Genomic DNA, 18,166 nt, shown 5'->3' with positions numbered 1-18,166 from the left:
GCCTACGGTGTCCGGACGGCGCCGAAGACGGCGTCGATGATCTGCTCGCTGCTCACGCCATCCGCCTCGGCCTCGTAGCCGAGGATGATGCGGTGCCGCAGGATCGGGTGACGGAGATCCTTCACGTCCTCGGGAATCACCCAGTCGCGGCCCTGCACGAGTGCGAGCGCCCTGGAGGCCTGCGCGAACGATAGCGAGCCGCGCGGGCTCGCGCCGTACTCGATGTAGCCGGCCAGCTGCGCCCCGATGTAGTCCTCGGCGTGACGCGTCACGTACATGAGCTGCACGACGTAGTTCGTGATCGCCTGATCGACGTAGACGCGCTTCACGAGGCCCTGCAGGAAGCGCACGTCGTCGAGCGTGACGACCGGCTGATCGTGCCCGTCGTCGAAGACGCCCGCCTCCGCGCGGCGCACGATCTCGGCTTCCTCCGTGGGCGACGGGTAGGTCAGCACCTCCTTCAGCAGGAAGCGGTCGAGCTGCGCCTCGGGCAGCGTGTACGTGCCCTCCTGCTCGATCGGGTTCTGCGTCGCGAGCACGATGAACGGGGCGGGCAGCGGGTGGGTCTCGCCACCGATCGACGTCTGCCGCTCCTGCATCGCCTCGAGCATCGCCGACTGCGTCTTGGCGCTCGAGCGATTGATCTCGTCGAGCAGCACGAAGTTCGCGTGCACCGGGCCCAGCTGGGTGCGGAACTCGCCCGAGTGCTGGTCGTAGATCTGCGTGCCGACGATGTCGCTCGGCAGCAGGTCGGGGGTGCACTGGATGCGGTGGAAGGAGGCGCTGACCGATCGCGCGAGCGTGGCGGCGGCGGTCGTCTTCGCCAGCCCCGGCACCGACTCCATGAGCACGTGGCCACCCGTCAGCAGCGCGACGAGCAGCGAGCGCAGCAGCTGGTGCTGGCCGACGACGGTCGACTGGAACGCCTGCTCGATGGAGCGGATGATCGCCTTGGCGCGCTCCAGCTCCTCTGGCGTGATGGGGTCGCGTCCGGGAACTGCAGAGGTCACGCGATGCTCCTTGGGCTCGATCGCCGCGAACTCCGCGGCACGGTCTGACTGGCTCTCGCCTCGGTCACGCTATCTGCTCGTCCGAGCCGGTCGCTGAGGAAGCACCCGGTGCGGGCTGTGCCCGGGTCGCCAGGATCGCCGCGATCACGATGATCGCGATCACCGGCAGCATCGACAGGTTGAGACCCACGTAGCCCACCAGGCCCAGCACCGGTCCTGCCAAGGCCCCGGCGCTGGCCCCCGCGAGCCCCATGAGGAGGTCGCTGCGACCCTGCAGCGCCGGGCGCAGGTCGGCCGAGACCGCGCCGGCCACGAGCGTCGAGCCCGCGACGGTGGTCGCGCTCCAGCCGAGTCCCAGCAGCGCCAGCGGGATCGGGGCGAAGTCCGAGTCGACGCTGAGCCCGGTGAGGACCGCCGCGGTCAGCAGCACGGCACCACCGATGGCGACGCCGCGCCCGCCGAAGCGGTCGGTGAGGAAGCCGAAGACGGGCGACAGCGCATACATGCCCGCCGTGTGGGCGCTCATGGTGAGCCCGATCATCGTCAGGTCGTGGCCCTGGTGCCCGAGGTGCACGGGCGTGAGTGCCATCACCCCCACCATCACCGCCTGTCCGCCGGCGATCGTGATGACGGCGGCGAGCGCGCGGGGGTGCCGCAGCAGGCGCAGGCGCGGGATGACGCGATCGGTGGTCTCGACCAGGCCGCGCGCGGTGAGCAGCGGGTCGGGGCGCAGGCCCAGCCACAGCAGCACGATCGCGACGACCAGCGCGGCGGCCGCGATCAGGTAGGCCCCGACGAGGTGCGGCAGGCCGAGGCCGGTGCCGAGCGCGTCGCCCGCGGGGATCAGGTTCGGCCCGATGATGACGCCGACGGTCGTCATCCACACCACGAGCGACAGGTCGCGACCGCGATGGCGCGGCGACGACAGGTCGGTGGCCGCGAAGCGGGATTGCAGGTTGATGGCGGTGCTGGCGCCGAGCACGGCGAAGCCGGGCAGCACGATCCACACGCTGCCGAGCGATCCGCCGAGCGCGAGCATGAGGGCGCCGCCGAGCGCGATGAGCGCGCCGGTGGCGAGCGAGACGCGGCGGCCCCGACGGTCTGCGAGCCGAGCCAGCGGCACGGCCAGCAGCGCGCCGCCGAGCGTGATCATGGTCGCAGCCAGGCCCGCGAGCGCGGGGTCACCCGTGACCTGCTCCACCAGCAGCGAGCCGACGCCGAGTGCGACACCGTTCGAGAGCCCGCCGAGCGCCTGCCCGGCGGAGAGCACGGTGAGCGTGCGCCGCTGGACCGCGCGCACGTCCGCCGTGCCGAGGGTCGTCATCCGCGCAACACCGGCATCGGTTCGGGACGTCACGCCGGTCAGGCCGTGACGATCTCGGCCTCGCCCGAGGGCAGGCCCTCCTCGTCGGCGATGCGGCGGGCCTCTTCGATGAGCGTGGCGACGATGTCGGCCTCCGGCACGGTCTTGACGACCTCACCCTTGATGAAGATCTGGCCCTTGCCGTTGCCGGATGCAACGCCGAGGTCAGCCTCGCGGGCCTCGCCCGGACCGTTCACGACGCATCCCATGACGGCGACGCGCAGCGGCACCTGCACGTCCTTGAGGCCCTCGGTGACGGCATCCGCCAACGAGTAGACGTCGACCTGTGCGCGACCGCACGAGGGGCAGGAGACGATTTCGAGCTTGCGCTCGCGGAGGTTGAGCGACTGCAGGATCTGCATGCCCACCTTGATCTCCTCCACGGGCGGGGCCGAGAGCGAGACGCGGATGGTGTCGCCGATGCCCTCGGCGAGCAGGATGCCGAACGCGGTCGCCGACTTGATCGTGCCCTGGAACGCGGGGCCCGCCTCGGTGACGCCCAGGTGCAGCGGCCAGTCGCCGCGCTCTGCGAGCATCCGGTAGGTCTTCACCATCACGACCGGGTCGTTGTGCTTGACCGAGATCTTGAAGTCGTGGAAGTCGTGCTCCTCGAACAGGCTCGCCTCCCAGACGGCCGATTCGACGAGCGCCTCGGGCGTCGCCTTGCCGTACTTCTCGAGCAGGCGCGGGTCGAGGCTGCCGGCGTTGACGCCGATGCGCAGGCTCGTGCCAGCGGCCTTCGCCGCCTTCGCGATCTCGCCCACCTGGTCGTCGAACTTGCGGATGTTGCCGGGGTTCACGCGCACCGCGGCGCAGCCGGCGTCGATGGCCGCGAAGACGTACTTCGGCTGGAAGTGGATGTCGGCGATCACCGGGATCTGGCTCTTCTGCGCGATGATGTGCAGCACATCGGCGTCGTCCTGCGTGGGGACGGCGACGCGCACGATGTCGCATCCCGTGGCGGTGAGCTCGGCGATCTGCTGCAGAGTCGCGTTGATGTCGGTGGTCTTCGTCGTGGTCATCGACTGCACCGAGACGGGTGCGTCGCCACCGACGAGCACCTTGCCGACCTTGATCTGTCGGCTCTTGCGGCGGGGCGCGAGCGTGAGCGGCTCGGGCTTGCCGAGATTGATGGCTGCCATGACCCCCAGCCTACGCGGCCCGCGCCGCACGCCCTCCGTGCGCGTCGTGCGCGTCGTGCGCGTCGTGCGCGTCGTGCGCGTCGTGCGCGTCGTGCGCGTCGACCGAGCCTGTGGTTCGGGATCCGAAATATCCGCTCGCGATGCCACAGGCTCCGTTGGCGAACGGGCGTCGGCGGGGCTGGCAGGATCGTCGGGTGATCACCGCAGCGGCAGACGGCTCCTCCCTCGGCAACCCCGGCCCGACCGGCTGGGGCTGGTACATCGACGACGAGCGCTGGGCAGCGGGCGGGCAGCGGCAGGGCACGAACAACATCGGCGAGCTGTCGGCGGTGATCGACCTGCTACAGCAGACGGGCGAGGTCGACGAGCTGCTGATCCTGTGCGACAGCAAGTACGTGATCGACTCGATCACGAAGTGGATGCCGGGCTGGAAGCGCAAGGGGTGGAAGAAGGCGGACGGCAAGCCGGTGCTCAACCGCGAGCTCATGCAGGAGCTGGACCGGCTGATGGCGGCACGGAAGGCTGCGGGCGGCGTCGTGCGCTTCGAGTGGGTGAAGGGGCACGCGGGGCATCCGCTGAACGAGGCGGCCGACAGGCTCGCGAACGGGGCGGCGGTGGCGTATCAGCGGGGCGCGGTGCCGGATGCGGGGCCGGGGTTCTCGGCGGATGCTGCGGCGGTCTCGAGACGGCCGGCTGCGCCGGCCTCCTCGACCAACGACGTCGTCGCCCCGGCCGCAACCCCGCAGGTCGAGGAGCGCCCGGGCGGAGCCCGGACGCGTCACGAGACCGCAACCGTCCCAACCCCGCAGGTCGAGGAGCGCCCGGGCGGAGCCCGGACGCGTCACGAGACCGCAGCCGCCCCCGACCTCTTCGACGGCTTCGATTTCCTGGCCGACGAGCCCGCCGAGGCCGAGGTCGTGCGACTTGAGCGCTCGTTGCTCACCGACGAGGTGCGCTCGGATTCGGCATCGGTCGCCGCGCTGCTGCATCCGGACTGGGAGGAGATCGGTGCATCGGGCCGGCACTGGAGCCGCGACGAGCTGCTCGCCGAGATCGCGCCGCTGCCCGAGCCCGTCGAGCTCGAACTGCTGGCCGCGCACGAACTCGCTGCCGACACGATCCTGCTGGTGTGGCGCTCCGTGGGTGACCGACCCGCGCTCCGCAGCTCGCTGTGGCAGCGCTCCGGGTCCCGCTGGCGGCAGCGCTTCCACCAGGGCACGCGGGAGGCGTAGTCGGGCTCGCAGGCGACGCCCCGGGCACGAATCGAGGAGATGTCGCCAGGAGAGGACGAATGGTCCTCGGTTCGGGACAGATCGCGAATCCGTCCTCGATCTGGGACGGCTCAACCACCGTCGCGGGCCGCAACCACCGTCGCGAGCCGCAACCACCGTCGCGAGCCGCAACAGCCGTCGCGGGCCTCAGCCGCCGAAGACGCTGACGGGCTTCACGATGTCGGCGTAGATGAGCAGCACGCTCATGACGCCCAGCACGGCCGTGACAGCGAGCGTCACGGGCACCCACTTCGCGGTGTCCAGCGGCGTCGCGACCTTGCCGCGAAGCCTCGCCCAGCCGCGTCGCACCGCGTCGACGAGCGCACCCAGCACGTGGCCGCCGTCGAGGGGCATGAGCGGGATGAGGTTGAAGACGAACAGCGCCACGTTGAGGCTCGCCAGCAGCTGCACCATGGCGCTGATCCGCTCGACGATCGGCACCTGATCGAGCGACGCGATCTCACCGGCCATGCGCCCGACGCCGACGACCGAGATCGGACCGTTCGGGTCGCGCTCCCCCGGGCCGAACGCGGCCTCCGCCACATCCACGAGCCGCTGCGGCAGGTTGATGATCAGCTCGCCGACGCGCGCGACGTTGTCGCCGACCGCGGGCAGCACCGCGGTCAACGGCTGCTGCTCGACGACGTACTGCGGGCCGACGCCGACGAATCCGATCGTCTCGGTGACGGGCTCGCCCCCGGCTTCGACGATCTGACCGGTGTCGTCGATGACGTAGCGCTCGGTCTCGAGCGGCGTCACCTGCAGGTTCAGCTGCTCGCCGTCGCGCTCCACGACGAACGGCACCTGCTGCCCCGCTAGGTCGCGGATCGCGGTCTGGATCGCGCTCCAATCCGCGACCGGCTGCCCGGCGATCTCGACGATCGTGTCACCCGGCAGGATGCCCGCCTCCGCGGCCGGCGCGAGCGGGTCGTCGGCCTCGCACTCGGTGCGGTCGGCGGATGCGGCGATGACGCACTCGGAGACGCTCGAGATCGTGGTCGACGGCACCGCGATGCCGAAACCCGACAGCACGACACCGTAGAGCACGACCGCGATCACGAGGTTCATGAACGGGCCGCCGAGCATGATGATGATGCGCTTCCAGGTGGCGAGGCGCCAGAACGCCCGATCCTCCTCGCCCTCGTGGATCGTGTCGGCGCTCGAATCCCGCGCATCCTGCACGAGCGTGTCGAGGAAGCCCGTGGAGGCATCGCGCGACTCCCCACCGGGGCGCAGCGGCGGGAACATGCCCGACATGGAGATGTAGCCGCCAAGCGGGATCCACTTCATGCCGTACTCGGTCTCGCCGCGCCGGAAGGAGAAGATCGTCGGTCCGAAGCCGATCATCCACTGGCCGACGCGCACGCCGAAGAGCTTCGCGGGCCAGAGGTGCCCGAGCTCGTGCAGGCCGATCGAGACGGCGAGGCCGACCACGACGACGAGCACACCAACGATGTAGAGGATGACGGCTTCCATCAGCGGTCAAGGCTAATGCCATAGGCAATGTGCTTACGCTGGCGACCATGTCCACGAGCCCTGCGCGACGCCCGTCGGCCCGCCGACCGGTCGCGGAGCGCGTGCCGCGCGCTGCCTCCGATGGGCGCGGCATTGTGCTGGGCGCCATCGGGCTGCTGCTCGTGGTGGTGCTGGCCTGGATCATCACGCGCCCCACGCCGGATCCCGTCGCGCAGACGGCTCACGTCGAGGGCACGCTGCCACAGGCTGTCGGCGAGTGGAGCGGGCGCCAGCTCGCGAACGCCGCGATCGTGATGCATGCGGGGCGCGATCTGGGCCTGTCGGAGCGCGACGTGCGCATCGGCGTGATGACCGCCATGGGCGAGTCGAGCCTGCGGGTGGTCGACTACGGCGACGAGGCGGGACCCGACTCGCGCGGACTGTTCCAGCAGCGCACCGGGTGGGGCGACTACGAAGTGCGCATGGATGCCTACGGCTCTGCCGTGCTCTTCTACCGGGCGCTCGCGAAGCTGGACGGCCGCGAGGGGCTCGCTCCCACGCGGGTCGCGCACGCGGTGCAGATCAATCGGGATCCGGAGCACTACGCGCGCTGGTGGGGCGACGCCGGGGATGTGGTGGCGGCGATCGATCGCGCCGGGGTGGAGGTCGTGGTGGAGCCACGGGTCTAGGACCGGTCTCGTGACGCGCGCGGCTGCGCCGAGCGCTCCTCGACCTACGGGAGGCGGACAGAAGCAAGACCGGTCTCGTGACGCGCGCGGCTGCGCCGGGCGCTCCTCGACCTACGGCGGGGGCGGGCGCGGGGCAGCTAGCGGTTGACGCCGGCGACCTCGTCGGCGATGCGACGCGCCCAGCGCTCGGCGGCCAGCACCCGCTCGAGCGTGAGCTCGCCCGGCTCGTGCTGCTCCAGCACCCGCTCGATCGTGGGGATGATGTCGAGGAAGCCGATCTCGCCCAGGTGGAAGGCCCGCACCGCCTGCTCGTTCGCGGCGTTGAACACCGCCGGGTAGGTCGAGCCCAGCCGCCCGACGTGCTTCGCGAGCGCGACCGCAGGGAACGCCTCCTCGTCGAGCGGCTCGAACGTCCAGCTCGACGCCGTCGACCAGTCGAGCGGCGCGCCGGCGCCCGGGATGCGGTTCGGCCAGTCGAGGCCGAGTGAGAGCGGCAGCCGCATGTCTGGCGGCGAGGCCTGCACGATCGTCGAGCCGTCGTGGAACTCCACCATCGAGTGCACGATCGACTGCGGGTGCACGGTGACGTCGATGCGATCGAGCGGCACGGCGAACAGCAGGTGCGCCTCGATCACCTCGAGCCCCTTGTTCACCATGGTCGCCGAGTTCGTCGTGACCATGGGGCCCATGTCCCACGTCGGGTGCGCGAGCGCGGCGGCGGGCGCGACGTCGGCCATCCGCTGCCGGCTCCACCCGCGGAACGGGCCACCGGATGCCGTGAGCACGAGCCTGCGCACCTCGCCGTGGGTGCCGGCGAGCAGGCACTGCGCGATGGCCGAGTGCTCGGAATCGACCGGCACGATCTGCCCCGGCCGAGCCCTCGCCATCACGAGGTCGCCACCGGCGATGAGCGATTCCTTGTTGGCGAGCGCGAGCGTGCGACCGGCATCGAGGGCGGCGAGCGTCGGGGCCAGGCCGACCGAGCCGGTGATCCCGTTCACCACGACGTCGCACTCGACGGACTCGATCATCGTGACCGCGGCGTCCGCACCGAGTGCCGCCTCCCCGCCGAACTCCGCCTGCTGGGCGTCGATCCCCGCACGGTCGGTGCCCGCGACGAGGCCGACGACCTCGAAGCGGTCCGGGTTGGCGCGGATGACGTCGAGGGTCTGCACGCCGATGGAGCCGGTGGAGCCGAGCAGGATGACGCGGCGGCGCTGGCCGTCAGCGGATGCCCGAATGCCGTTCACGCGTGCGCCTCGCCCTCGGCGACGGTCTGCCCGCCGGCGACGATCGTCGGCGCATGCAGCACGGGGAAGTTCACCGACGATGCGATGAAGCAGTCGGTGCCGGCCTGCACGTGCGCGTCCAGTGCGTCGGCAGCCTGTGCAGCATCCTCGATCGTCACCACCGGGTGCAGCACCACGCGCGTGAAGCGGCCGCCGGTGCCCGCGGTCTCCATGGTGCCGACGGCGCTGTCGCGATAGCCGGTCACGACGATGCCGCGGCTGGCCGCCTGGTGCAGATAGCTGAGCATGTGGCACTGCGCGAGCGCCGTGACCAGCAACTGCTCCGGGTTGTGTCGTGCTGCGTCACCGCGGAAGGTCTTGTCGGCCGAGCCGAGGATGTCGGGCAGCCCCTCGATGCGGACCACGTGGTCGCGCCGGTACGAGCGGTGGGTGGCGGTGCCGGCGTCGGCCGCTCCGGTCCACTCCACATCGACGGTGTACGCGTGCTGCATCGGCATGCGGCCAGCCTAGGTGGAACCGGCAGCGGGCGCCGCGTCCTGTCGGGAAGCATGCCGCCCGGCGTAGACTGGGGGCATGACTGACATTGCTGCGCCCTCTGCCTCCCGTTCCCTCGTGACCGAGATCCCCGGTCCGAACTCCCGCGCGCTCCTCGAGCGCAAGGAGCAGGCGGTCGCGCAGGGCATCCCGCACCAGCTGCCGGTGTTCATCGCCGAGGCCCACGACGCGATCATCACCGATGTCGACGGCAACCGCTTCATCGACCTGGGCTGCGGCATCGGCGTGACCACGGTCGGCCACACGAACGACGCGGTGGTCGCGGCCGTCCGCGAGCAGGTCGGCAAGCTCACGCACTCGCTGTTCGGCACCACGCCGTACGAGCCCTACGTGCGGGTGGCCGAGTACCTGCAGCAGCACACCCCCGGCGACCACCACAAGAAGTCGTTCTTCATCAACTCCGGCTCCGAGGCGGTCGAGAACGGCGTGAAGATCGCCCGCAAGTTCACGGGTCGCCGCGCGGTCGCGGTCGTCGAGCACGGCTACCACGGTCGCACGAACCTCACGATGACGATGAACTACAAGCCCATGCCGTACGCGACGGGCATGGGGCCGCTGGCGTCCGACATCTTCCACGCACCGGGCTCGTACCCGCTGCAGGACGGCCTCACGGGCGCAGAGGCCGCCGAGCGCACCCAGTACTACCTCGACAAGCACGTGGGCGTCAGCGACCTCGCGTGCCTCGTGATCGAGCCCATCCAGGGTGAGGGCGGCTTCATCGTGCCCGCCGACGGGTACCTGCCCGCCATGCAGGAGTGGTGCACGGCCAACGGCGTCGTCATGATCGCCGACGAGGTGCAGTCGGGCATCTGCCGCACCGGCAAGACCTTCGCCTCCGACCACTTCGGCTGGGTGCCGGACATGGTGCTCTCCGCCAAGGGAATCGCCGGCGGCCTGCCGCTCGCGGGCGTCACGGGCCGCGCCGAGATCATGGACTCCGTGCACACGGGTGGCATCGGCGGCACCTTCGGCGGCAACCCGGTGGCATGCGCCGCGGCAGTGGCGGTGTTCGAGCAGATCGAGTCGAACGACCTGAACGGTGAGGCGGTCCGCATCGAGCGGGTCCTCCGTCCGCTGCTCGACGGGCTCGCCGAGAAGTACCCGGAGATCATCGAGGTGCGCGGCAAGGGTGCGATGATCGCGGTCGAGTTCATCGACCCCGAGTCGGGAGCGCCCATCCCCACCGCGCCGATCTCGCAGGCGGCCGGCAAGGACGGCGTGCTCGTGCTGACCGCCGGCACCGACTACAACGTGCTTCGCTTCCTGCCGAGCCTCGCGATCACCGATGACCAGCTGCGCGAAGCTGTGGAGGTCATCGACCGCGCGATCGAGTCGGTGCAGAGCGCCGGCTGATGCTGATCGGGGTCCCGCGCGAGGTCAAGGCCGACGAGGCGCGGGTCGCGCTCACCGCCACCGGCGCGACCGAACTGGTCGCCCGTGGCCACGAGGTCATCGTGGAGCGCGGCGCCGGCATCGGCAGCGGGATCCCGGATGCCGCCTACAGCCAGGCGGGCGCGCGCGTCGTCGCGACCGCTGCCGAGGCGTGGTCGGCCGAGCTCGTGCTGAAGGTGAAGGAGCCGATTGCGCAGGAGTTCGACTTCCTGCGCGATGACCTCACGCTCTTCGCCTTCCTGCACCTCGCGGCCGCTCCCGAGCTGGCGCAGGTGCTGATCGAGCGCGGCACCACGGCGATCGCCTACGAGACGGTGCGGGCGCCGGACGGCTCGCTGCCGATGCTCGCTCCGATGAGCGAGGTGGCGGGTCGACTGTCGGTGGTGCAGGGGGCCCTCCTGCTGACCGCGCCGGCAGGCGGCGCCGGACTGCTGCTCGGCGGCGTGCCCGGCACGCGCGCGGGCCACACGGTGGTCCTGGGCGGCGGCGTGGCCGGCACGGCAGCGGTCGAGATGGCCGTCGGCCTCGGCTCGCGCGTCACGGTGCTCGACGTCTCGCTCCCCCGGCTGCGCCAGTTCGACACCGTCTACGGGGGCCGCGTGCAGACCCTGCACTCGAACCGCGTCACGGTCGATGAGGCGGTGCGCGATGCCGACCTCGTGATCGGTTCGGTGCTGATCCCGGGTGCGAAGGCACCGAAGCTCGTCTCGAACGCGCTGGTCGCGGGCATGCGCCCCGGCTCCGTGCTCGTGGACATCGCGATCGACCAGGGCGGCTGCTTCGCGGATTCGCGCCCCACCACGCACCACGATCCGACCTTCCGCGTGCACGAGACGGTCTTCGCGTGCGTCGCCAACCTGCCGGGGGCGGTGCCGCGCACCGCGACGGAGGCGCTCACCAACGCAACCCTGCATGCCACGCTGCGGCTCGCCGATCGCGGCTGGCGCGAAGCGCTGCAGGCAGACGCGGGCCTTGCGCAGGGGCTCAACACGACAGGCGGTCGGGTCGGCAACGACGCGGTCGCCGCGGCGCTGCAGACTCAGGCGACGCCGCTCGCGTCACTGCTCGCGTAGCGGATCCGCTCGAAGCGCCCGTCCTGGAGCACCCAGGCGGGTGCCTCGCGCATCGGGGGCGCCGGTGGCGCGTGCCTGAGCACCTGCCGCAGCGCGCGCTCCTCGACGCCCAGCACGACAACGGGACGCTCGGCGCGCAGCCGGTCGAGCTCGCCCCACGCGGCCTCCCACTCGGCAACGGATCCGATCACGAGCGACCCGCCCGCGGCCTCGCCCGGTCCGCTCGAGGGCCCGGCGAGCGCGGCGGGCACGCGCACGCCGGGCCCCAGCACCACCGCAGCCGGGCCGCGCGGCAGCGGTACGAAGCGGGGTGCGCGGCGCGGCGCGGCGGCATCCGGCAGCGCGAGCTGGATGCGCTCGTCGCGCAGCCACCCGGCGCCGGCCGGCAGCGTGCTGTCGTGCAGCCGGCCCTCACCGCCCGCGACGACGTGCTCCTGGCGGCTCGCGATCCGCAGCAGGATGCGCACCTCGGCGAGCGCGGCGAGCTGGCCCATCGCCGTGGAGACGCGCCGGACGGTGACGGCGACCGGATGCCCCTCTCGCATCCGTCGGGCGATGGCGTGCGCCGCCGAGCTCTGGTGCTCCTCCGAGAGCCTGGCCAGCTGCAGGTCGAGATCGTCCACAACCAGCGGCCCGGGCTCCTGCAGCGCATCCCAGAGCGCGTCCTCCCGGTCGACGACCTGGCAGCCGAGCTGCTGCGCGAGCAGATCCGCGAGCGCCGTGCGACCGCTGGCCGCGCCGCCGACGGCCAGCAGGGGCCCGTCGAGCGACGGGCGCCACCCGACGGGCACGATGCACTGCTGGGCTGGCCGGTCGACGAGCCCGAGCCGGACGCCCTCGGCATCGACGGCGGCGAGCGGCAGGGATCGCGGCAGCGGCTCGCGCCACGGGCGGGCCGCTCGGGGCTGGCCCGCCGATGCGGCCACCAGCGCCCGCAGGTGCTCCGCGCTCGCGAGGGCAGCCTGTGCCGAGCGCGTCGCGCCGCCGCTGACGCGCACGATGCAGCGTCCCCGCGCCGCGAGCGGGATCGCTGCCGCCGCAGCCGTGCCGGTCACCGCCACCGCGTCGTGCTCATCCGTCACGCGCAGCGAGATGCGGATGCCGCAGTTGGCCAGCAGCGCGTCGCGCACCGCCTCTGCGGGTCGCTGCGTGCACAGCACGAGGTGCACACCGAGCGAGCGGCCCCGCGCAGCCAGGTCGACGAACAATCGGTGCAGATCGGGCAGCTCGTGGAGCATCGCCGCGAACTCGTCGACGACGATCACCAGGCGGGGCAGGTCGACCGCCTCCTCGATCGATCTCGCATGCTGGTCGGCGAGCAGCCGCTCGCGGCGCCGCAGCTCGGCCCGCAGGCTCTCGATCGCCCGCAGTGCCCCCGCTTGATCCAGATCGGTCATGACGCCGACGCAGTGCGCCAGCGCGTGCAGCGCTGCGAACGACGCGCCGCCCTTGAAGTCCACCAGCAGGAACGAGACCTCTGCCGTCGAGCGCCGCGCTGCGATCGCGGCCACCCAGGCGATGAGCAGCTCGCTCTTGCCGGAGCCGGTGGTGCCGCCCACGACCGCGTGCGGGCCGTCACGCACGAGATCGAGCTCGATCGGCCCATCCGCGACCAGGAACACGGCGGCGAGCCCACCCTCCGCGGCCGGCAGCTCCTCGAGGCCGACGGCCGTCGGCAGCGTCCCTGCGCGACGGAATCCTGCATGGTCGGCGGCGCGCGCAAGCGTCTCGATCCCCGCGATCGCCTCGCGCTCGCTCAGTGCCGCAGGCCTGCAGCATCGCTCCCCCACCCGCGCCCGGTCCAGCGCTGCGTGCACCACGATGCGGCATTCGCGCGGCAGGCCGGCCGCGCGCTCCGCCACGGCGACCGTCAGCTCCACCGCATCGCCGACCAGTCGCACCGCGCTGCCGGGCTCTCGATGCACCACGTGCGGCAGCGCCTCCAGCCAGTCCCAGGCGATGTCGTCGGGCACGATCGCCTCGGCGGCGCCCGGCGGCACGGCATCCAGGACCTGCACCACGACCGCTCCCGCGAGCGCCAGCGCCACGAGCCGCGGTCCGACGATGCCGATCCCCTCCCTCGCGTCGACGACGATGGGCCCGTCGATGACCGCCGCGGCTGTGCGCAGGCGATCCGCCGCCTGCGCGGCTCCCAGCCGCCGCACGGCCGGATCCGACGCCGGCACCGTGCCCTCGAGCGCGATCCCCGACGGCAGTGGGCCGGTGCCGAGCACGACCGACACCGGCGAGTCGGCGGCGCGTCGCCAGCGGTGCGGATCGTGCGGCGGGCGGGCGGCGACGCTCCTGGGCCCCGGATGCGCGGCCGCGAACGCCTCGCGCCGCTCTTCCAGCGCGACGTCCACGCGCTGGGCGACCTCGCCGAGCTCGACCCGCCAGCGCTCGGCCTCGCGCCGCCACCGCCTGCGGCGCGTGCGACGGCCGTCCCCGAGACCCGCGACCGCGATGACGGGACCGAGCAGGGCGAACGCCAGCACCGTCGGCGTCTGCAGCAGCAGCCACAGCGCACCCGCGCCCAGCACCGGCGCGAGGCTCGCGAACAGCGGGAACGGCGGCGGCTCCGCGTCGGTCGGCGGCCGTGGCAGATCGATGCGGGTGTCCATGGCCGAAGCATGCGATGCCCGCGGGCCAGCCGTGGCAGCGGTCCCGACGCCCTGTGGAGAGCGTCCTCAGCGCTGGACGAGCGACGCGGGATTGAGCTTCGCGAGCAGCGGTCGCAGCCGCCCATCGCGCCGATCGCGATCGCTCAGCACCGCGGCCCCCAGATCCCAGGCGGTCGCCACATCCAGCGGGGTCGGCGGCGCTGCGGCGAAGACCGCGCGATCGACGCGCTGCGCGAGCTCGCGCATGCGCAGATCCTCGCCCGACTGCTCGAGCCGGGTGCCGACCGGCGACAGCGTCTCGCCGCGATCGCGCAGACCGTCGACGACCTCTGCCCACGCTCCCTCTGCCTGATCGCGCGGCGCATCCGCGCGGCGGCGACGGCGGCGGCGGACCAGCTTCGCCAGCACGAGTCCGACGGGGATCGCCGCGATGAGCGCGATCAGCCCCAGCACGCCCCCGATGGCAGCGAGGGTCCGAAGCAGCCGTGCCGCCCCGTCATCGACATCGGCGGGAGCGCTCGGCGCCGCCGGGTCGGCACCGTCGTCCTGCCCGCCGGGAGCGGGCGCGGGTGCCTGCAGCACGGGCGGCTCCTCGACGACGACGGGTGCCTGCTGCTCCTCCTCCGGGATGGGCCGGACGTCCGGCAGCACATCGATCCCCGCCCATCCCCCGGTCGTGCGGACCTCGATCCAGGCAGCGGCGTCCGCCCCCAGGACGGTCGTCGGCGCTCCGGTCTCGATCGTCGGGGTGAACCCCACCACCACGCGCGCGTCGAAGCCGAGCTGGCGAGCGAGCAGCATCGCGACGGTCGCGTACTGCTCGCCGTCGCCGATCATGCGCTCGGTGAAGAGCTCCTCGAGCCGGATGAGCGAATGACCCGGCCGTGACGGCACCTCGTCGCCCACTCCGTGGCTGACGTAGCCGTCGGTGCGGATGCCCGAGAGCATTGCCGAGAGCCGTGCACCGGGCGTCGTCGCGCCGCCGGTCCAGGCGGCCAGCGCTGTGAGCATCGCGTCCGGCAGCGTCTCCGAACCCTGTCGCGGGTCTGCGGGCTCCAGCGCGGCCACGTCCTCCGGCGCGACGACGCGGCCGGACGGCCGCGAGAGCATCTGATACCCGTCGCCCCGCTCGAGGCCGCTGCCGACGACGAAGGCGCCGAGGCGCTCGTTGCGATGCAGATCGGCTGCCAGCACGTCGGCGCGCGCTCCGACGAACCGGATCGCCGACGGCCTGCCCACGACCGGAAGCCACTGCGTCGAGAGCTCCCCGATCGTCACGCCGATCACCCGGCCCGCGCCGGGCTCGGCTGCGGCAACGCGCTCGAACGGCATCGGTCCGACGCCCAGCACCTCGCCGTCGTACCGATTGAGCACGGCGAGGCGGATGCGGTCACCGGGCTCGAGGCCCGTGGCGGTCAGCTGCGTGGCCGCGCGATCATCCGGCGACCAGTAGGCGCGATACGCGGACAGCGGCGATGCGCCCTGCAGTTCGATCGACGTCGGGCTGTCGCCGCGCAGCACCATGCGCTCCGGCAGCTCGACGCTCGCTCCGGCCGCCGAGGCGGCGCCGACCGCCAGGGCGGCGACCAGGACGCCGGCCCCCACGCGACGTGCGAGCGAGGAGAGCGCTCTCGGGGCGCGGCTGCGGCGCCGTGCCTGCCGCACGACGGCGACGTAGCCCGCGATCGGCACGAGCATGATGAGCCCGCTCAGCCACGGCTCGGGCAGGTCCCTCGGGCCCCAGAGGATCGACCACACGCCGATGAGCGCCGGTGCGAGCGCCGCGGTCTCCGCACGCTTCGAGCGCAGCGCGATGGACACGCCGACGACGGTCGCGACGAGCACGAGCACGACGGGTGCCATCAGCAGCGAATCGCCGATCCCGACCGGCAGCCCGATCGTGAGCAGCCGTCGCCACGAGAGGACGGTCGCGGCCATCGCGTCGGCGAAGGCGGGCAGCCACGCACCCTCGGGGATGCGCTGGGGCGCGGTGAGCGGCACCGCGAGCAGCGCGATCGCGGTGAGCCCGGCGATGATGAGCAGCAGCGGACTCCAGCGGCGGACCGCGCCGACCCAGCCGATCGCAGCGCCCACGAGCACGACGACCCCGAGGGCGACGACGAGCTGCAGCGTGCCGAAGATCCACCACATGGGCGCGCTGGCCGCCGCGATCGCGAGCAGCAGGACGCCGACGGCGGGGGCACGCTGGATCATCGCTGCCTCGACTGCCCGATGCCGCGGGAGAGATCCTCGATGGCGCCGACCGTCACGACATCCGCGTCGCCCAGTCTCGCGCGCGACGGCAGCGCACCGACCGCGGCGCGGACCACGACGGAGACGACGCCCGCCGGCATGCCGTTCGCGGCCGTGCGGAGCGTGCGGGGCGGCACCTTCGAGCCGGTGACGAGCCAGGCGAGGCTGCCGGACGCGGTGCCGCGAGCGGCGCGCGCCGCGGGCGCGATGCCGTGCGATCGCCGCGGCTCGAGCACCGCGAGCGCATCGAGCAGTCGGTCGCGCGTGACGGCGTCGATCGCCGGGGCCTCACCACGATCGGCCCCCGGGCTCTCGACCACGCGCAGCCGGCGACGATCCGACATCGCTGCGAGCCCGAGCGTGCCGACCAGCGAGAGCGCGAGCTCGAAGTCGTCCCCGTCGTACTCGGCGGGGTCGGTGGAGAGCACGATGAGCGTGTCGGCGCGCCTGGACGGCTCGAACTGCCGCACGAGCAGCGTGCCGTGGCGGGCGCTCGAGCGCCAGTGCACGAGCCGTCGGTCGTCCCCGGGCGCGTACTCGCGCAGGCTGTGGAACGACACGTCGTCGGCGGTGCGCTCGGCGGCCGCCTCGCCGTCGAGATCGCGCACGATGCCGCCGGCGCCCCCTGGCAGCCGCACGACGCGCGGGTGCACGACGAGCGTGCGCGACTCGGTGAGCCGATGCCGGCGCTCGAGCACGCCGAACGGATCGGTGCGCATGATCGTCGCCGGCCCGATGGTCCGCAAGCCCCGGCGCGAGGTGTCGAGCGGCACGCTGCGCACGACGCGCCCGCCGACCTCGATGGCGGGGATCTCGAGCACGGCCGCCTCGTCGCCGATGTCGAGGTCGACCTGGCTCGGGGTCGCCGCGCGCGTGGGGCGCGAGACCTCGACGAGTGCGAGCGCATCCGCGCCCACCGGCACGCGCTCGGCACTCAGACCGATGCGCGCGCGTGCCCAGCGCTCGCCGATGATCCACGGAACGGCCGCGACGATGAGCACGCCGGCGGCGACGGCGGCCACGACCGCCTCCGTCCATCCCAGGGTGCGCGCCAGCACCGCTCCGCCCAGGACGACAGCGAACAGCGTCCACCCCCAGGGGGTGATCGCGCGCAGCGCGCCGTCGACCCAGCGCATCTCAGCGCCTGGGCGGCGCCACGGTCAGCATGAGCTGCTGGACGATGCTCTCGGGGCGCACGTCGTCGAACTCTGCCTCCGGCTGCAGCACCAAGCGGTGCGCGAGCGCCGGCACGGTGAGCGCCTTCACGTCGTCCGGCGTGACGTAGTCCCGGCCGTGGATGGCGGCCCACGCACGAGCGGTGCGGACGAGCGCGAGCGCACCGCGCACCGAGACGCCCAGCCGAACCTCGTCGGCCTCGCGCGTCGCCTCGACCAGGCGCGCGACGTAGTCGACGATGGATGGCTCCACGTGGACGCCGCGGATCGTCGACGCCATCGCCAGCACCGATCGCGAGTCCGTCACCGGCTCGATCTGCTCGGGGAGCACCTCCTCGCCCGAATCGGTGAGGATGCGCAGCGTCGATGCGTGATCGGGGTAGCCGATGGACGCCTTGAGCGCGAAGCGGTCGAGCTGCGCCTCCGGCAGCTGATAGGTGCCGGCGTGCTCGATCGGGTTCTGCGTGGCGATCACCATGAACGGCTGCGGCACGGGATGGGTGATGCCGTCGACCGTCACGTGCCCCTCCTGCATCACCTCCAGCAGCGCCGACTGCGTCTTCGGGCTGGCTCGGTTGATCTCGTCGGCGAGCACGATGTTCGCGAACACCGGGCCCGGACGGTACTCGAATTCGCTGCGACCCTGATTCCAGACGCTCACGCCCGTGATGTCGCCGGGCAGGAGATCTGGTGTGAACTGCACCCGGCTGGCCGTGCCGTCGATCGTGGCCGCCAGCGCGCGGGCGAGCGAGGTCTTGCCCGTTCCCGGATTGTCCTCGATCAGCAGGTGGCCCTGGCTGAGCATGGCGGTGAGCGAGAGCTGCACCGCGAGCGGCTTGCCGACCAGCACGCGCTCGACGCGGTCGACGATCTGCTCCGCCAGCTCCTGGACGCTCGAGACATCGACGTGCACGACG

General features: G+C 72.5%; 14 protein-coding genes. 4 read left to right on the top strand and 10 right to left on the bottom strand.

The window, feature by feature from the left end:
• Positions 1-2: 2 nt before the first annotated feature.
• The 3 genes from ACJJVL_RS05005 to ispG form a co-directional block, all read right to left on the bottom strand.
• Positions 3-1,010 (bottom strand): AAA family ATPase, encoded by a 1,008-nt coding sequence (locus ACJJVL_RS05005; RefSeq protein WP_405217222.1) that lies wholly within the window; start codon positions 1,008-1,010, stop codon positions 3-5.
• Between the two features lie 64 nt (positions 1,011-1,074).
• Positions 1,075-2,367, bottom strand: a complete 1,293-nt coding sequence (locus ACJJVL_RS05000; RefSeq protein ID WP_405217221.1) for an MFS transporter — start codon at positions 2,365-2,367, stop codon at positions 1,075-1,077.
• A gap of 5 nt (positions 2,368-2,372) precedes the next feature.
• A complete protein-coding gene (gene ispG, locus ACJJVL_RS04995) occupies positions 2,373-3,515 on the bottom strand; it encodes a flavodoxin-dependent (E)-4-hydroxy-3-methylbut-2-enyl-diphosphate synthase (protein WP_405217220.1) in 1,143 nt (380 codons plus the stop codon).
• Positions 3,516-3,709: 194 nt separating this feature from the next.
• Between ispG and ACJJVL_RS04990 the strand changes: the two genes are divergently transcribed.
• Positions 3,710-4,747 carry an RNase H family protein gene (locus tag ACJJVL_RS04990; RefSeq protein WP_405217219.1) on the top strand — a complete coding sequence of 346 codons (1,038 nt, stop codon included), beginning with the start codon at positions 3,710-3,712 and terminating at the stop codon, positions 4,745-4,747.
• 186 nt (positions 4,748-4,933) lie between these two features.
• Here the strand turns inward: ACJJVL_RS04990 and ACJJVL_RS04985 are convergent, their stop codons facing one another.
• A complete protein-coding gene (locus ACJJVL_RS04985) occupies positions 4,934-6,262 on the bottom strand; it encodes a M50 family metallopeptidase (protein ID WP_405217218.1) in 1,329 nt (442 codons plus the stop codon).
• Between the two features lie 47 nt (positions 6,263-6,309).
• Between ACJJVL_RS04985 and ACJJVL_RS04980 the strand changes: the two genes are divergently transcribed.
• Positions 6,310-6,930, top strand: a complete 621-nt coding sequence (locus ACJJVL_RS04980) for a peptidase M23 (RefSeq protein WP_405217217.1) — start codon at positions 6,310-6,312, stop codon at positions 6,928-6,930.
• A 137-nt stretch (positions 6,931-7,067) separates the two neighbouring features.
• On the opposite strand, the gene dxr is transcribed toward ACJJVL_RS04980, so the two are convergent.
• A complete protein-coding gene (dxr, locus tag ACJJVL_RS04975) occupies positions 7,068-8,180 on the bottom strand; it encodes a 1-deoxy-D-xylulose-5-phosphate reductoisomerase (protein ID WP_405217216.1) in 1,113 nt (370 codons plus the stop codon).
• A complete protein-coding gene (locus tag ACJJVL_RS04970; protein ID WP_405217215.1) occupies positions 8,177-8,677 on the bottom strand; it encodes an OsmC family protein in 501 nt (166 codons plus the stop codon). Before ACJJVL_RS04970 ends, dxr begins: the two co-directional genes overlap by 4 nt.
• 76 nt (positions 8,678-8,753) lie before the next feature.
• Between ACJJVL_RS04970 and ACJJVL_RS04965 the strand changes: the two genes are divergently transcribed.
• Positions 8,754-10,088, top strand: a complete 1,335-nt coding sequence (locus ACJJVL_RS04965) for an aminotransferase class III-fold pyridoxal phosphate-dependent enzyme (RefSeq protein WP_405217214.1) — start codon at positions 8,754-8,756, stop codon at positions 10,086-10,088.
• The gene (ald, locus tag ACJJVL_RS04960) at positions 10,088-11,200 is read left to right on the top strand and encodes an alanine dehydrogenase (protein WP_405217213.1); all 1,113 of its coding nucleotides are present in this window, start codon (positions 10,088-10,090) and stop codon (positions 11,198-11,200) included. Before ACJJVL_RS04965 ends, ald begins: the two co-directional genes overlap by 1 nt.
• Here the strand turns inward: ald and ACJJVL_RS04955 are convergent.
• From ACJJVL_RS04955 to ACJJVL_RS04940, 4 genes are all read right to left on the bottom strand, one after another.
• Positions 11,167-13,821 (bottom strand): FtsK/SpoIIIE domain-containing protein, encoded by a 2,655-nt coding sequence (locus tag ACJJVL_RS04955; protein WP_405217212.1) that lies wholly within the window; start codon positions 13,819-13,821, stop codon positions 11,167-11,169. The genes ald and ACJJVL_RS04955 overlap by 34 nt on opposite strands.
• Before the next feature lie 66 nt (positions 13,822-13,887).
• The gene (locus tag ACJJVL_RS04950; protein ID WP_405217211.1) at positions 13,888-16,035 is read right to left on the bottom strand and encodes a transglutaminase family protein; all 2,148 of its coding nucleotides are present in this window, start codon (positions 16,033-16,035) and stop codon (positions 13,888-13,890) included.
• Positions 16,032-17,210, bottom strand: a complete 1,179-nt coding sequence (locus ACJJVL_RS04945; protein WP_405217210.1) for a DUF58 domain-containing protein — start codon at positions 17,208-17,210, stop codon at positions 16,032-16,034. The genes ACJJVL_RS04950 and ACJJVL_RS04945 overlap by 4 nt, the downstream gene beginning before the upstream one ends.
• A 1-nt stretch (position 17,211) precedes the next feature.
• Positions 17,212-18,162, bottom strand: coding sequence for an AAA family ATPase (locus tag ACJJVL_RS04940; RefSeq protein WP_405217209.1), 951 nt, complete (start codon positions 18,160-18,162; stop codon positions 17,212-17,214).
• Positions 18,163-18,166: the final 4 nt, after the last annotated feature.

It is taken from the genome of Agrococcus sp. Ld7 (assembly GCF_045064095.1).
GTDB lineage: Bacteria > Actinomycetota > Actinomycetes > Actinomycetales > Microbacteriaceae > Agrococcus.
This window is presented reverse-complemented; position numbering and strand designations above follow the sequence as displayed.